This window comes from Faecalicatena contorta (assembly GCF_021531995.1).
GTDB classification, from domain to species: domain Bacteria; phylum Bacillota; class Clostridia; order Lachnospirales; family Lachnospiraceae; genus Dorea_A; species Dorea_A contorta_A.
Genome location: NZ_JAFBIZ010000068.1, coordinates 1 through 16,172, shown reverse-complemented (window position 1 = coordinate 16,172; position 16,172 = coordinate 1). Strand labels below are relative to the sequence as shown.

Sequence of the window (16,172 nt, the reverse complement as noted above, 5' to 3'; positions counted from 1 at the left end):
AGAAATCTCTTAGAAAGAAGTGGAAATATATGAACAAAAAAGACATCGAACATTTGATAAGATCACTTGGAATCGGTGCAACCTATCGCGGCTATTGGTATCTCGCCTATGGAATCAGTCTCTGTTTGAAAGACGAAGATTATCTGCTCTTCGTCAGTAAATTGTTATATCCCGAAATTGCAAGATATTACTGCACAACCAGCTGCAGTGTTGAGAGAAATATACGCACCGTCATCAAAGTCTGTTGGGAAAGGGGCAACCGGAAGCTCCTTCAGGAAATCGCCCTTCATCCCATGCCGATCCGACCAACCTCCAGCGAATTTTTTGATATCCTGACTGCACATCTGAAACAAAACGATAACTCAAAACTAATAGTTTAGGTATTGTTATTAACTTCTTAAGTGGTTCTTAAGATTTTTTCTTTTTCTTTTATAGATTCAACATACTTTAGACATATTTACCGTATATACTAATAGACAGATAGTTGAGGAACAATCAACTATCTCCCCCCTCATAAAGTAAAACACCGGAACAGCCGGTGTACACTTTACTCTCATTCCTTTAGATAACTATAACAACAACGAAAACACCTCCGTCGGAGGTGTTTTTGCTGTCTGTAATTCTATAACGACTTTCATATATGAGTCTTTTGACGGCATGCCCATGTTATGATAGAATATAACAGGAAAACTCATAATTATACATATTTCTCTTGAAAGGAGACTTACATATGGATTCCCTTGATTATCAGATATTAAAATATCTAAAAAATAATGCACGCCAGAAAGCTTCAGAGATCAGCAAAGCAATACATCTGTCAGTGTCTACCGTAATTGATCGAATTCACAAAATGGAAGATTCCGGTATTATACAGTCCTATACTGTCATAACCGATGATACCCGAATCGGAAACGATGTCACCGCGTTGATGGAACTATCACTGGAACACCCAAAATATAATGATACGTTTGTGGAAAACATACAGCATCATCCCAATGTTATCTCCTGCTATTATCTGACTGGAGAATATGATTACATGATAAAAATCACCTGCCGCTCTTCCGAACATCTGGAAAGTATACATCGATGGGTGAAAAATCAGCCAGGAGTATGTATGACACGTACACATTTTGTGCTTCGGACAGAAAAAAACACATTTTCCTCCCTGCCGTATGTGGATAACGAATAAATAATGTGGAAAAAAAGGGGACGGAGGATTTTTAAAAATCCTCCGTCCCCTTTTTTCCTATTCCACTTTCGTAGCTTCCAAAAGTTCCGTTACCACTTCTTTCCGGATCTTTTCCAATATCTCCGGGTTTCTTCCCCCTACCGCTTTCCCATCAATCTCTTTTACCGGCAGGCACGGATTACTTGAACTGGACACAATAATCTCTTCTGCCTGAAACAGATCATCCAGGGTATAAGGCGTTTCATTCACTGCAATCCCCAATTTCTTACATGCTTTGATCAAATGTGCTCTGGCAATTCCTGGAAGGATCAGATTATCTGCAGGTGCTGTCACGAATTTCCCGTCTCTGATAATATGTATATTGCTGTGCGCACACTCTGTCACGCGCCCACCCGGTCTGTAAAATACCGACTCCTGAGCTCCAGCTTTTCTTGCTCTTTCGGATGCAACACAAGACGGAATCAGGTTCAGTGTCTTTATATTGCAATGAAAAAAACGGGTATCTTCTGTTGTAATCAGCCTGATTGGTTCAAGTCCCTCATCGATCCCTGAGGGCTTCAAAGTAATCCACAGATTTCCAGGTCCTTCCGTGTACACATGATTACGCATTCCCGTGCCTCTGGTTACCTGATAATATACAAACAGATCTCCGGTATCCATTTTTTGCACCATCTCCTGCAGAAGATCCTTTAACTCTGCTTTTGTCACAGGCATCTGAATATCCAGAAGCGCTGCACTGTTAAAGAACCGGTCTATATGTTCATCCACCGCAAAGATCTTATAGTTTCTCGCCGGTCCTGCATCATAGACTCCATCTCCAAACCAACTGCAGCGGTCATTCATAGGAATGACCATGTTTTCAATTTCATCGTACTTTCCATTATAATATCCCAGTGTTTTCATATTCTTACCCTATTGCATGCTTTTAAAACCGTATGATTATTCTGCACATTCTTTCGTCTCTATCCATCTGTATATATCATGGTATACCTTTTCCCGGTCAATTTCATTCAGAATCTCGTGCCGGTCACCTTGATACAGATGAATGGACACATTATGTATTCCGGCTGCCTTATACTTCTCATAAACCTTTGTTACGCTCTTTCCGAACGCGCCTACCGGATCGTCCTTGCCGGAAACGAACAGAATCGGCAGATCCTTTGGAATTCGTTCCAGACTTTCTTTTTTCGTCAGAACTTTCATTCCCTCGAACATCTGATAATAAGCTCCCAGCGTAAACATATAGGAGCACAATGGATCTTCCACATATTTCTGTCTTTTTTCCCGGTCTGACGTAATCCAGTCTTTTGTAGTCTCTGCCGGTTCAAATCTTTTATTATAACTTCCAAAACTCAGATTATCTACAAAACGGCTGCGATGTTTCCAGCCTTTAAAAGCCGCAATCCCTCTGCACACAAGCTGTCCGGCATTCAGAATAAATGCGCTCTGATATCCGGTCCCCATAATAACGGCACCGTCAAGGCCCTTTCCGTACATGGTCAGATACTCTCTTAGCAGGAAGGATCCCATACTGTGTCCCAGCATATAGTACGATGCATCCGGATATTTTTTCATTGTCCTCTCGCGCAGCTTATGTATATCGCCGATCACGTACTGATTTCCCCTGGTTTCATCAAAATACCCCAGTTCTTCTTCCGTCTGAATTGATTTTCCGTGCCCCAGATGATCATGTCCAGTCACATAATACCCATTTTGAGACATATATTCTGCAAATTCATGGTATCTTCCGATATACTCCACCATCCCATGACAGATCTGGAGTACACCCTTTATCTCACCTTCCGGAATCCACTCAATCGCATGAATCTGTGTCTTTCCATCCCTGGAAGGATAGTAAAATTCCTGTTTCATTATCTGTCTTCCATTCTTATATACTCTTTGTGTTCCGCCAGTGACTTATAAGCCGGACGGATAATCTTATCAACATTCTTAAGCTCTTCCAGTCTGTGTGCACTCCATCCTACAATGCGGGCAGCCGCAAAGATCGGTGTGTACAATGCCGGAGGCAGATCCAACATCCGGTATACCAGTCCGCTGTAAAAATCGACATTTGCATTTACCCCTTTATAGATCTTGCGCTTTTCAGCAATCACTTCCGGAGCCATGTGTTCGACTTTCTCATAAAGAGCATACACCTTTTCGCACTTCTTTTCTTTCGCCAGCTGTTTGACAAATCCTTTGAAAATATCTGCTCTTGGATCTGATATGGAATAAATAGCATGTCCCATGCCATAGATCAGGCCTTTCTGGTCAAATGCTTTCTTGTCCAGAAGATCATACAGATACTGGCGAACTTCATCGTCGTCCTCCCAGTCTTTTACATGTTCCATCATATCGTCAAACATCTGCGTTACTTTAATGTTTGCTCCACCATGCTTCGGTCCCTTTAATGATGACATAGCTGCAACAATCGCTGAATACGTATCCGTTCCCGAAGACGTCACCACGTGTGTTGTAAATGTTGAATTATTTCCACCGCCATGATCCATATGAAGCACAAGCGCCATATCCAGAATCTTTGCTTCCAGTTTTGAATATTTCTTATTCTCTCTTAACATCATCAGAATATTTTCTGCTGTAGACAATTCCGGTGACGGTGCGTAGATATAGAGATCCTCTCCCATTCGATAATTATAAGCATGATATCCATATACCATCAGCATCGGGAACTGGCTGATCAGGTTCAGGCACTGACGCAATACATTCGGAATCGAAGTATCATCTGCCTTTGCATCATACGTATACAGGCTCAGAATTGATCTGGAAAGACTGTTCATCATATCTTTGCTCGGAGCCTTCATAATTACATCCCTTACAAAAGTCGGCGGCAGCGTTCTCCTTTCCACAAGAGTATCATGAAACATCTGCAGTTCTTTTGCATTCGGAAGTTCTCCAAACAACAGCAGATACGCAATTTCTTCAAATCCAGAATGCTTGTCTTTCAAGAATCCCTTTACCAGATCTTTGATGTTGTATCCACGGTAGTAAAGATTTCCTGCGCAGGGCACTTCTTTTCCATTTACAATCTTTTTGGCACACACATCCGAAATATTGGTAAGACCTGCAAGAACACCCTTTCCATTTAAATCTCTAAGACCTCTTTTTACATCATATCTGGTATACAGATCCTTATCAATTGCATTGTTACTTTCACACAGCTGTGCAAAATGTTCAATCTCTGGTGTCACCTCAAATAATGCCTGCTCACCTTTCTTCACCATCGCCATCATCCTTTCTGTTCTTATATTATCTACATATCATTGCTCCTGACCTCTTCATCCCTTTCAGATTATATGGATCCGGGAATTCACAATCCCTCATATTGTGTAATTCCCGGATATATCACAGCTATAAAAGCCCGCATAAGCGGTTGCTCAAAGCTGCAAATTCTTCCAGCGTAAGCGCCTCACCACGGACACTTGCTCCCTTTCCGAGTGATTGAATCGCTTCTTCAATCTCCTCCCTGGAATACTTTAATTTATCAGAATTTTTCAGACCGTTTGCCAGAGTCTTTCTTCTCTGATTAAAAGATGCCCTGATAATATCAAACATCAGTTTCTCATCTTTTACCTCCACCGGCGGCTGCTTATGACAGGTAAGCCGGATGACCGCCGAGCCCACACGGGGTCTTGGCATAAAACAATTCGGCGGCACATTTGCCACAATATAGGGTTCGGCATAGTATTGAACTGCCAGGGACAGTGCACCATAATCTTTACTTCCCGGACCTGTCTGCATCCGGTCAGCAACTTCTTTCTGTACCATAACCGTGATACTCTCCATTGGTACATGATTCTCAAAAAGTCCCATGATAATCGGTGTTGTAATATAGTATGGAAGATTCGCCACCACTTTAATCGGACGCCCCTGATTTTCTTCATCTGCAAGTCTTCGAATATCCAGTTTCAGTACATCTTCATTAATAATCGTTACATTATCATATTCACTCAGAGTGTCCTCAAGGATCGGAATCAGATTTTTATCAATCTCAACAGCAGTCACCTTGCCTGCTGCCTCGGCAAGATACTGTGTCATCGTTCCGATTCCCGGTCCGATTTCCAGTACCATATCATCCTTTGTAATTCCTGCAGCGCGGATAATTTTATCCAATACATGCGTATCAATCAAAAAATTCTGCCCGAACTTCTTCTGAAATGAAAAATTATACTTCTGCAAAACTGCAATTGTATTCTGTGGATTTCCTAATGTTGATGTACCCATCTGCCTTCTCCCTGCTTATGTGTATATTTCTTTACATTATACAATAATTCCTGATATTATGATATACCCAAAAAATAAAATAAGAATTAAGAAAGTGTGAACATTATACCCTGAATTTATCTGTTTATTTTCTCATACGTATATGTTTTTCAAAAAATAAGCATTCTTCATCGTTACATATTGCCGCCTGCGGATGCCGTATGTTCAGATGAAAGACATGGCCTAGCTCTTTCTCCGGCATATTAGCATTGCCGAATTGCGTATAATAATGGAATTCAAACGGAACATTTTCCTGAAGGAAGCATTCCATAAGACAACCTGCCTGGTCTTTCAGAAAGTCACCCTCTGCAGTCATCAGAAATGTAGGAGGAAAACCTGATGTCACATGTGATAACACATTAATCTTATTCAATTCCTCCTCGCTTCCCGCCTCTGGAAGATATTCCTTCATCAACTCTTTCATCACCGTATCACAAGTCTCATCAAATGCAATACGATACGCACCACAATTTAATGCAATCGCCTTCGGAATCAAGGGTCTGGCAATACGAGTTACATAATCCCGCTCAAGTATTCTGGCATAGTCATCATTAGTACATACTTCTGTATAAAGGGCCAATATGTTCGCTCCCGCAGAATCTCCTGTCGCAAAAACTGACTCCAGATCAAATCCATACTCATCTGCATGCCTGCTTACCCACTCGAATACTCGTCCCGTATCTTCAATCGGAGCCGGGAACTGATATTCCGGCGCAAGACGATACGTAAAATTCACCACTGCGAACCCGCGCTTTGCCAGATCCATACAGTAAAACTGATATCGCTCTTTATCCCCGTAAACCCAGCCGCCGCCGTGGACACTCACAATGACCGGAAGCACCTTTGTCCCCTCCCTCGGCCGATAGACATCCAGACACTGCCATCGTTCATCCTCTCCATATAAAAGATTATCATGTCGTAGCACTTCCGGAGGAGTTACAAGCCCTTCATCACGGATATCATCTCCCTCTTTGAATTGTTTTCTGATAATACTGCTCATTAACATAATTTATCATCCTTTCCTGCGTTAATATGTTAAAAAGGGAGCATATCATTTTGCAACGCCCCCTTTTACTTCACTAAAGTGTTTTCCACTCATATACATCTCGCCTCAGCTGCTTTAAAAGCGGCAGCTGTTCACGGATTTTTTCTACTTTATCCAGATCTATCTCTGTGAGTACTACGTGTTCTTTTTCATCCATCTCCATTACCACGTTTCCCCATGGATCTGTAACAATCGAATGGCCCCAGGAGTGATAACTTGCCCGTTCATCCCTGGCCGGAGCGGTGCCGACTGCGTATACCTGATTATCGACCGCCCTTTGACGAAACAGCAGTTCCCAGTGTGCCGGACCTGTTGTCATATTAAATGCTCCCGGCACCAGTATGATCTTCGCTCCCTGCTCCGCCATCAGCCGTGACAGTTCCGGAAAACGGAAATCATAACAGATGCATATACCCATTTTACAGAATTCTGTCTCGAATACTGTCACCTGGTCTCCGGATGACAATGTATCTGATTCTTTAAAATACTGTCCCTCCACGTCAATATCAAAAAGATGCACTTTCCGATGCTTCGCAATCTGTTGGCCGTTGCGATCAAAGACATATGCTGTATTATAGACATGACCTTCTTCGTCTACTTCCGGCATGCTTCCCGCTGACAGATAAATCCGGTGCCCGGCCGCAAGAGCCGCACATCTCTCCCATGACATCCCGCCTTCCTTTTCTGCATACACCGGAAAACCCGCGGTAACATACGGACAATTGAACATCTCCGGAACCACTGCAAGATCCGCTTCTTTTACTTCTCTGCTTTTCATCAGTTCTTCCAGATGCCGCAGATTCGCTTCTTTATCTTCGCTGACTTTCATCTGAATACTGGCAATCTTCACTTTTTTCATAGACGATACATCTTTCTCGCATTTTCTTCGGTCTGCGCCACCACTTCCTCATATGTGACACCCTTGATCCGGGCAATCTCCTCTGCCACATACCGGATATACGACGAATTGTTACGCTTTCCCCGATATGGTTCCGGTGCAAGATACGGACAGTCCGTCTCCAGAACGATCGCTTCCAAAGGAATATCTGCAACCGTCTCTTTCAGTTTCCGGCCGTTTTTAAATGTCACAACTCCGCCAACACCGATATAAAATCCCATCTTTACATATTCCTGTGCCATTTCTCTGGAATACGAATAGCAGTGGATCACACCATCCAGTCCCGCTGCATATTCTCTCATGATCTCCATCGTATCTGCCGCCGCATCCCGACTGTGAATCAGAACCGGAAGATCCAGTTCTTTTGCAAGTTCCAGCTGGCGGATGAACCAGTTCTTCTGCAGGTCATGAGACTCATGATCCCAGTAATAATCAAGACCAATCTCTCCCACTGCAATTACCTTATCACGGGTAAATAATTCTTTCATCCTGGCAAATGTCTCTTCATTCAGACTTCCCACATGATCCGGATGTATCCCGACAGCCGCATACATGAACGGATACTCCTGCACCATATTGGTCACCCGCTCACAGGAAGCATAGGAGGCGCACACATTTACAATCGTTCCTACTCCCTGTTCTTCCATCGATTGCAGCAACTCTTTGCGATCTTCATTAAATTGTTCACTGTCATAATGTGCATGTGTATCAAAAATCATCTTTATAACATCTCTTTTCTCAGCTGTTCCGGTGTCTTCATTGACAACATTGCCGGTGCAATATCAAAGACACTTCTTGCTCCGCTTTCTCCTGCTTTAGACAGTTTGTAAGCAGCTCTCGCATAGCAGATCAATACACTGGCTGTAAATTCCGGATTAGAATCCAGCTTCAGAGAATATTCAATGACATGCTTATTTCCATCCGTTCCTGTCTCTCCGCTTCGAATTACGAATCCACCATGCGGCATCTTGCTGTGCTTTTCCTTCAGCTCTTCTTCTGTAATAAATGTTACCGTTGTATCATACTCATCAAAATAATTCGGCATCGTCTTGATTGCTTCCTCAATTGCCTGAAGATCCGCGCCTTCCTCCGGTACCACATAACACTCACGCAGATGCTTCTCTCTTGTGGTAAGTGCCGGTTCATTTCCACTTCTTACACGGTCAACTGCTTCCTCAATAGGTACCGTATACTGAATTCCGTTCTTCACGCCATCCACACGGCGAATTGCATCAGAATGTCCCTGACTGACGCCTTTGCCCCAGAATGTATAAGTACTTCCCTGTACCAGGATCGACTCTGCATACAGACGATTCAGTGAAAACATTCCCGGATCCCAGCCCACAGAGATAATGCTGACATTGCCACCGCTTCCTGCTGCCTGATCCATATCAGCAAAATACTCCGGAATCTTCGCATGAGTATCAAAGCTGTCAATCGTATTGAAATCCGCAGCGATCTTCGGACCCATAACCGGAAGATCTGTTGCAGACCCACCGCACAATACCATAACATCAATCTCATCTTTCATGTCTGTCATCTCATCAAAATGCTTTACCGGTACCCCATCTGTGGCGATCGCAACAGATGCAGGATCCCTTCTGGTAAATACTGCTGCCAATTCCATATCTTCATTACGGGCAATGGCTTTTTCCACACCACGTCCTATATTTCCATATCCAACAATTCCAATTCTTATTTTTCCCATAGATATAACCTCTCCTTACTCTTTCGCTTTCTTTTATCAAAAGAGATTATAACACAGATACATTTTTTGTCGCAACCACATCAATTCCGGTATCTGCAATATTTGTGGCAACCACATCCCCGATCTTCACCGGTGCTTCCACCGTCACCCTTTTTATTTCTTTCATACAATCTGATATCCGGTCTTTTGGGATGCCGCTTTTTGTTTTCACCGACACAACCGCCTGGGTTCCATGATGCACCCTCACAGTTGTAGTTACGATCCGGGTCGGATTCGTAACCTCCTTCCTTGCATACGCATCTCCTCTGTTACACGTATTTCCGGAAACACGAATCACTTCTCCTGCTTCCATCTCTATTTTCAGCTGACACCCCATCGGACAGCCGATGCAGATGAGTTCCTGCACTGTCATCTTCTTACGCCTCCTCTATTCGTATCGCAATCTCCTGTACATCCGGATGTTCTTCTACCGTCTTTTTTTCCAGAACGATACTCTCCATCTCTCCCGGAGCCATAACGGGACGTTTTTTACAGAGTATGGGGTCTCCGTTGATATCAACCCTGATTCTGCAATTCCGGCAAGGTTTTTCCACACGAAAGCGTACAATAACCTGATCCGCCATTGTATCCGGATGAAGCATCTGCGGAACTGTATAACGGACGCCCGCCGCCGGAACGATCCGGATTATTCTGCCTTCTGTACCTGGGTGTTCCCGTTTCACATACGTCGCTGCACACACTCCTGCACGCTCTGCCTCTTCCGATACAAAATCCACCAGATCATGTACATGCAGCACATTTCCACAGGCAAAGATTCCTGGAATACTGGTCTGCAGGCTGTCATCCACCACTGGCCCTCTGGTCACCCGGTCCAGCTGTACTTTGCATTCTGCAGACAACTCATTTTCCGGAATCAATCCCACAGACAGAAGAAGCGTATCACAGGAAATATCTTCTTCCGTTCCCGGAATCGGTTGTCCCTTTTCATCCACACGGGCAAGTATCACTCCTTCCACCCTCTCTTTTCCCCGGATATCCACAACCGTATGACTCAGCTTCAGCGGAATTCCATAATCCTCCAGACACTGAACAATATTTCTCTTTAATCCTCCGGAATACGGCATCAGCTCTGCCACCACTTTCACTGTTGCTCCTTCAAGTGTCATTCGTCTCGCCATGATCAGACCGATGTCCCCGGATCCCAGAATCACAACCTCCCGTCCCGGCAGATAGCCTTCCATATTGACCAGTCTCTGCGCTGTTCCTGCCGAAAAAATACCTGCCGGACGATATCCCGGAATATTCAGTGCCCCTCTGGGGCGCTCTCTGCATCCCATCGCGAGGATTACAGCTTGTGCCTGGATCTCAAACACTCCCTCCTGACGATTTATGGCAATGATTCTTTTATCTCTTTGAATATGCATGACCATCGTATTTAATTTATATTCTATCTTCAGTTCTTCCACCTGACGGATAAACCGTTCTGCATACTCTGGTCCTGTCAGCTCTTCTTTAAATGTATGCAGACCGAACCCATTATGAATACACTGGTTCAGAATACCGCCCAGCTCCCTGTCCCTCTCCAGAATGAGAATGTCACGAATTCCACTTTTTCTGGCCGCTGCCGCAGCTGCAAGTCCGGCGGGACCACCTCCGATCACAACAACTTCATATGCTTTCATCGTCCCTCCTCCTTTTCCGGTCCTTCTTCTTTCAACTTTCTAAGCGCGCCTTTATACTGCCGCATATCACCGGAAAGTATCCTGGAACCCCCTCCGGATTTCGTAAGCTTTTCCTGATCCACATGAAGCTCTCTTGCAAGTATTTCCATGACTCTCGGCATACAAAAACCGGACTGACATCTTCCCATACCTGCTCTGGTTCTTCTCTTTATCCCATCCAGAGACTTTGCACCGATCGGCCTGTGAAGCGCATCCAGAATCTCTCCTTCCGTGATCATCTCACAGCGACAGATAATCGTTCCATATGCAGGCTCTCTCTGAATCAGAGCATTCCATTCTTGCTGCGACAATGTTCCCGGCCTCAGAATCCCCTTTCTCCTGCCATCAAATTCCGGATTCTCCCTTAATCCGAGCTTCTCTTTTATAAGCTGTGCCATATAGACACCGATTGCCGGTGCACTGGTAAGTCCCGGAGATTCGATTCCTGCACAGTCGAAAAATCCCGGGGCATCCGAAGCCTCTTCCAGTATAAAATCCCCGCCTGCTTCATGTGCACGCAGCCCTGCAAAGGAAGTGATCACTTCCCGCATCGGAAGATCACGCACATTGCTCCTTGCCTTCTCAGAAAGATCCGCAATCCCTTCTCCCGTCGTATCCACCCCTTCTTTGTCATCCACATCCACCGATGTTGGACCTACCAGAAGATTCCCGTGTATCGTAGGCGTAACCAGTACTCCCTTTCCATACCTGCCGGGAAGCGAGAATATCGTTCTTGACACATGACTTCCTGCACTTTTATCCAACAGGCAGTATTCTCCCTTTCTCGGTGTGATCGACAGCTTCTTTTCACTGACCATATTATGAAGCACATCCGCATAGACTCCCGCTGCATTCACCACACACCTGGTCTGATATTCTCCGGCACCTGTCTGAATCGTATATCCGCCATTTCCTTCATTCGTTCCCTTACGGATTCTCGTCACCTCTGTATTAAAAAAGAACCGGACTCCATTCCTGTCTGCATTTTCTGCAAGCGCAATGTTCAGCGAAAATGGACAGACAAGTCCGGCTGTCGGTGCATATAGCGCCCCATACACTTCTTTTGAGAGATTCGGCTCCAACGCAAGAGCCTCTTTTCCTGACAATATCTGCATATCCGGCACACCATTCATAATTCCCCGGTCATATAGTTCCTGAAGCTTTGACATCTCTTCTTCCCGCGTACAGACAACCAACGATCCCTTTTGCATAAACGGAAAATCCAGTTCCTCTGCAAGAGGTCCCATTAAAGCATTTCCCAGAAGATTCATCTTTGCCTTCATCGTTCCCGGTTTCGCATCGTATCCTGCATGGACAATGCCACTGTTTGCTTTTGAAGTTCCGCAGCAGACATCCTCCGCTCGTTCCAGAACACAGACATCTGCCTGGTAACGGGATAATTCCCTTGCTACTGCTGCACCCGTCACGCCGGCTCCGATAATAATCACATCATACATCATCATCCCTCCTGCTCTTTACATTTCACCGCTCTGAAAAGTCGATGACCAGTTCTCCTCCATAGATTCCTACCGGCACCCGGTTCATCGCCGGATCCACATAAGTACTGGTTTCATTCAGATATACTGCAAACGGGGATATAAAGACTTCACAATCTCCCTGCTTTTCTTTTACATACCTGTAAAATTCAAAATTTAAAAAATTCAGGATTCTCTGGTGAGTCGTTGTCGGGGTCGCCATCCAATATATCTTACCGTCAATCAGTTCCGCCCTCTCATTCTCCGGCAGAGCTTCTATATCCCTGATCGTATAGCCCGTCTCTTCTTTCTTCATCACCATGTTACCTCCGATTACATACCGCTCATCTGTTTCTGCTTTCATTATAGCATCTCCTCCCTTTTCTGTGAATGACTGGTTTTCTGTTCTCATTTTCACAAACATGAATCATAACGGCTGAAATGCCATTGAAAATAGAAAAAGGATTGCCGCCACAAATGGACAACAATCCTTTTTCGTCTCATATGATATTTATCTGAACCGCAATCCTCTAGCAGATCTCAGCTCCTGACGGCATCTCTTTTTCCGGCGTCATCAGTGCAAGATTGCCCTCTGCATCCTCTGCACACAGAAGCATTCCCTCAGACAGCACACCTGCCAGCTTCGCAGGTTTCAGATTCACAAGAACCATAACCTTCTTGCCGACCATCTCTTCCGGTGTATAGTGTGCTTTGATACCAGATACAATCTGTTTTACCTGACTTCCAACCTTTACCTGAGAACACAGAAGTTTTTTGGATTTTTTCACAGCTTCGCAGGCAATGATCTCACCTACCTGGAACTGCATTTTTCCAAACTCCTCAAATGTAATCTCCGGTTTTGCCTCGATGTCGATCACTTCTTCTTCCTCTTCCGTTGCTTCTTCTGCTACCGGCGGATGAAGTTCCTCTACCTTTTTCATCACTTCATTGATATCCAGTCTTGCAAACAGGATCTCCTGCTTATCCGTAACCTTTCCATCTCCGAGCTGTGCGAGGATCTTTTCAGATGTCTCCGGCATGAAGGATTCCAGAATTCTTGCTCCCGCCTTGATACTCTCAATCAGATTGTAAAGTACGGTCTCCAGACGGTCTCTCTTAGCCTCGTCCTTTGCAAGTGCCCATGGCATCGTCTCATCAATGTACTTGTTGCAGCGTTTGAAGAGGTTGAAGATCTCGGTAATCGCATCTGCCACACGCAGATCCTCCATTTTTGCATCTGCCTTCTTCGGCATATTTTCCGTAACAGCCTTCAGATCTGCATCTACAGCCTTCTCTTCCTCCGTATCAGCAACACCTTTATCTGTTACCACGCCTCCAAAATACTTATTGGTCATGGAAATCGTTCTGTTTACCAGATTTCCCAATGTATTTGCAAGGTCAGAGTTCATACGCTCAACCATCAGTTCCCAGGAAATCACACCATCATTTTCAAACGGCATCTCGTGAAGCACGAAATAACGCACTGCATCCACACCAAAGAAATCTACCAGCTCATCAGCATACAGTACATTGCCCTTGGATTTACTCATCTTGCCGTCACCCTGCAGCAGCCACGGATGTCCGAACACCTGCTTCGGAAGCGGAAGATCCAGTGCCATCAGGAAGATCGGCCAGTAAATTGTATGGAAACGGATAATGTCTTTTCCGATCAGGTGCAGATCTGCCGGCCAGTTCTTCTTAAACTGCTCAGTGCTGTCTCCGTCACAGTCATATCCGATTCCGGTAATGTAGTTGGTCAGCGCATCCAGCCATACATAAACTACATGCTTCGGATCAAAATCTACCGGAATTCCCCATTTGAATGAAGTTCTGGATACACACAGATCCTGGAGTCCCGGAAGCAGGAAGTTATTCATCATCTCATTTTTACGGGATACCGGCTGAATAAATTCCGGATGTGTATTGATATGCTCGATCAGACGATCTGCATATTTGCTCATTCTGAAGAAATATGCTTCTTCCTTTGCCGGCTTTACTTCACGTCCGCAGTCCGGACATTTGCCGTCTACCAGCTGAGATTCTGTCCAGAAAGATTCACAAGGTGTACAGTAAAGTCCCTCATAAGATCCTTTGTATATGTCTCCCTGATCGTATAATTTCTTAAAGATCTTCTGTACCTGTTTCTCATGATCTTCATCCGTAGTACGGATAAATTTATCATAAGAAGTATTCATCAGATCCCATATTCTCTTAATCTCCCCTGCAACGTCATCTACAAATTCCTTCGGCGTCACGCCTGCATCTGCAGCTTTTAATTCGATCTTCTGTCCATGCTCGTCAGTTCCTGTCTGGAAAAATACATCATACCCCTGACTTCTCTTATATCTCGCGATCGCATCTGCAAGCACGATCTCATACGTATTACCGATGTGCGGCTTTCCTGATGTATAGGCAATCGCCGTTGTAATATAATACTTTGGTTTCTCCATGTTTTCCCTCTCCTTTGTTGTAAATGATAAAAAAACGTCTCCTTTGATTCTCCCATTCCAACCTGGAAAAATCAAAGAAGACGAGTTATCCCGTGTTACCACTTCTGTTCACCTTCCGCCTCACAGCAGAAAGCCTTATCGAGTGTCGCATCAACACCCGCCGCTGTAAAGGGCGGTTCCCTTCGCAAACTAACGAAATCCCGGAGTACAAATGCATTATCGCTCACCCTGGTCTTCGCTCATCCACGCCGCTTGGAAGCCATCTTCTGTCACATTCCATTCATCCCTCTCAGCAATGGTTCTGCAAAATCTATGCTTTTCAGATTCCTGAACCTTCCGGGAATTCTCTGTAAAACTTCCTGTCACATACTCTCTTCGTCACTGCGTTTACATATTCATTCGTAATAAGAATCGTAGCATAATCTCATGGGACATGTCAAGATACGTCTCTGAAAATTCCCTATTCCGGGAACATTGTATCCTGCAGAAGCTGCATATCTTCCTCAGAGATTCCATAAGCACCCGAATCATCCGCTGACACAGCCACTTCCACGGTCTGCGCTTCTCCATATGCGTTCTGATCAATACATCTTCTCATTCCTTCCAGAAGATACTCCGTAAATTCCTCATCCGATTCAAGCGTTGCTCCCTGTCCCATCATCTCATTTGCAACATCGGTCAGCACCTGTTCCATGATCTGGAATACATTGGATGGTTCAACGGATACCGTTACGATATAGCTTCCGTCATCCTGCTTTTTGGCTTCGGTCACTTCATACTTCGCCAGTTTGTCAATTTCTGCAGACAATTCCTTGTAACGCTCTTTTCCGTCTTCCGTAATTCCTCCGACAGTTGCAATCTCAAGCTCCAGCTGCAGATTGATACTATCTACAATCTCTTTCTCTGCTTCTTCTTCAGACAGCTGGCGGAAAGTCGCATAACCTTTGTATTCTTTGTGATAATTGGCATCCAGCACACTCTTCACATAGCCTGCCGCATCAAAATCTTCTCCGGAACAGGCCACAAGGCCAAGGCAGAGCACTGCTGCCAGGAGGGCCGTGATCATGGTTCTCATCGTTCTTTTTTTCATATCTTTAGTAATCCTTTCTCCTCATAAAGTAGTTTTCCGATCTTCATCGTATATGTTTTCCCCGAGACATATCTGTCATTTTATTATATCGAAGAGGTGTTGCCCGGTCAACTGAGGATTACAGGATTGCTTCTGTCATTGCTTTTACCTTTTCAAATAATTTGCTGCTGCAAAGTATGCATTTGCAGCCGTATTGCTTTCTATCATTCCCAGATACTGATTGCGCTCTTCATTGGTTTCTATAATTTGATTCACTTTATTTAACATCTTTTCATTATATTCTTTTTGCTGAGCAATCGCTTCTCTCTGCTGGGC

The 16,172-nt window shown here is 44.5% G+C and carries 16 protein-coding genes; 2 read left to right on the top strand and 14 right to left on the bottom strand.

All coding sequences use genetic code 11. The annotated features are described in order from the left end of the window. Both JQM82_RS09945 and JQM82_RS09940 read left to right on the top strand, forming a co-directional pair. On the top strand, positions 1-380 hold a 380-nt coding region (locus tag JQM82_RS09945; RefSeq protein ID WP_235250089.1), incomplete at its 5' end, for a sporulation initiation factor Spo0A C-terminal domain-containing protein. 350 nt (positions 381-730) lie between these two features. Further along, positions 731-1,189: an Lrp/AsnC family transcriptional regulator gene (locus JQM82_RS09940; protein WP_235250087.1), complete on the top strand. Its 459-nt coding sequence runs from the start codon at positions 731-733 to the stop codon at positions 1,187-1,189. Positions 1,190-1,246: 57 nt separating this feature from the next. Here JQM82_RS09940 and JQM82_RS09935 read toward each other — a convergent pair whose 3' ends face one another. From JQM82_RS09935 to JQM82_RS09870, 14 genes are all read right to left on the bottom strand, one after another. Next, on the bottom strand, positions 1,247-2,092 hold the full coding sequence (locus tag JQM82_RS09935) for an aminotransferase class IV (RefSeq protein ID WP_235250085.1): 846 nt from the start codon (positions 2,090-2,092) through the stop codon (positions 1,247-1,249). Between the two features lie 36 nt (positions 2,093-2,128). Further along, complete coding sequence (locus JQM82_RS09930) at positions 2,129-3,061, bottom strand: alpha/beta fold hydrolase (RefSeq protein WP_235250083.1); 933 nt, start codon at positions 3,059-3,061, stop codon at positions 2,129-2,131. Continuing rightward, positions 3,061-4,431, bottom strand: coding sequence for a citrate/2-methylcitrate synthase (locus tag JQM82_RS09925; protein ID WP_331472857.1), 1,371 nt, complete (start codon positions 4,429-4,431; stop codon positions 3,061-3,063). The genes JQM82_RS09930 and JQM82_RS09925 overlap by 1 nt, the downstream gene beginning before the upstream one ends. Before the next feature lie 127 nt (positions 4,432-4,558). Then, positions 4,559-5,431, bottom strand: a complete 873-nt coding sequence (gene rsmA, locus JQM82_RS09920; RefSeq protein ID WP_235250077.1) for a 16S rRNA (adenine(1518)-N(6)/adenine(1519)-N(6))-dimethyltransferase RsmA — start codon at positions 5,429-5,431, stop codon at positions 4,559-4,561. 124 nt (positions 5,432-5,555) lie between these two features. After that, on the bottom strand, positions 5,556-6,476 hold the full coding sequence (locus tag JQM82_RS09915; RefSeq protein ID WP_235250074.1) for an alpha/beta hydrolase: 921 nt from the start codon (positions 6,474-6,476) through the stop codon (positions 5,556-5,558). Between the two features lie 73 nt (positions 6,477-6,549). Then, positions 6,550-7,374 carry a carbon-nitrogen hydrolase family protein gene (locus tag JQM82_RS09910; protein WP_235250072.1) on the bottom strand — a complete coding sequence of 275 codons (825 nt, stop codon included), beginning with the start codon at positions 7,372-7,374 and terminating at the stop codon, positions 6,550-6,552. Further along, on the bottom strand, positions 7,371-8,132 hold the full coding sequence (locus JQM82_RS09905; protein ID WP_235250070.1) for a TatD family hydrolase: 762 nt from the start codon (positions 8,130-8,132) through the stop codon (positions 7,371-7,373). The genes JQM82_RS09910 and JQM82_RS09905 overlap by 4 nt, the downstream gene beginning before the upstream one ends. 2 nt (positions 8,133-8,134) lie before the next feature. Further along, positions 8,135-9,121: a diaminopimelate dehydrogenase gene (locus JQM82_RS09900; RefSeq protein ID WP_235250068.1), complete on the bottom strand. Its 987-nt coding sequence runs from the start codon at positions 9,119-9,121 to the stop codon at positions 8,135-8,137. A 46-nt stretch (positions 9,122-9,167) separates the two neighbouring features. Further along, positions 9,168-9,533, bottom strand: a complete 366-nt coding sequence (locus JQM82_RS09895; protein WP_235250066.1) for a DUF1667 domain-containing protein — start codon at positions 9,531-9,533, stop codon at positions 9,168-9,170. Positions 9,534-9,537: 4 nt separating this feature from the next. Beyond that, complete coding sequence (locus tag JQM82_RS09890; protein ID WP_235250064.1) at positions 9,538-10,803, bottom strand: NAD(P)/FAD-dependent oxidoreductase; 1,266 nt, start codon at positions 10,801-10,803, stop codon at positions 9,538-9,540. Then, positions 10,800-12,299 carry an NAD(P)/FAD-dependent oxidoreductase gene (locus JQM82_RS09885; RefSeq protein ID WP_235250063.1) on the bottom strand — a complete coding sequence of 500 codons (1,500 nt, stop codon included), beginning with the start codon at positions 12,297-12,299 and terminating at the stop codon, positions 10,800-10,802. The genes JQM82_RS09890 and JQM82_RS09885 overlap by 4 nt, the downstream gene beginning before the upstream one ends. A 25-nt stretch (positions 12,300-12,324) precedes the next feature. Then, the gene (locus JQM82_RS09880; RefSeq protein ID WP_235250061.1) at positions 12,325-12,681 is read right to left on the bottom strand and encodes a Uma2 family endonuclease; all 357 of its coding nucleotides are present in this window, start codon (positions 12,679-12,681) and stop codon (positions 12,325-12,327) included. Positions 12,682-12,847: 166 nt separating this feature from the next. Further along, positions 12,848-14,815 (bottom strand): methionine--tRNA ligase, encoded by a 1,968-nt coding sequence (gene metG / locus JQM82_RS09875; protein WP_328284213.1) that lies wholly within the window; start codon positions 14,813-14,815, stop codon positions 12,848-12,850. Positions 14,816-15,227: 412 nt separating this feature from the next. Further along, positions 15,228-15,857: a hypothetical protein gene (locus tag JQM82_RS09870; protein WP_235250055.1), complete on the bottom strand. Its 630-nt coding sequence runs from the start codon at positions 15,855-15,857 to the stop codon at positions 15,228-15,230. Positions 15,858-16,172: the final 315 nt, after the last annotated feature.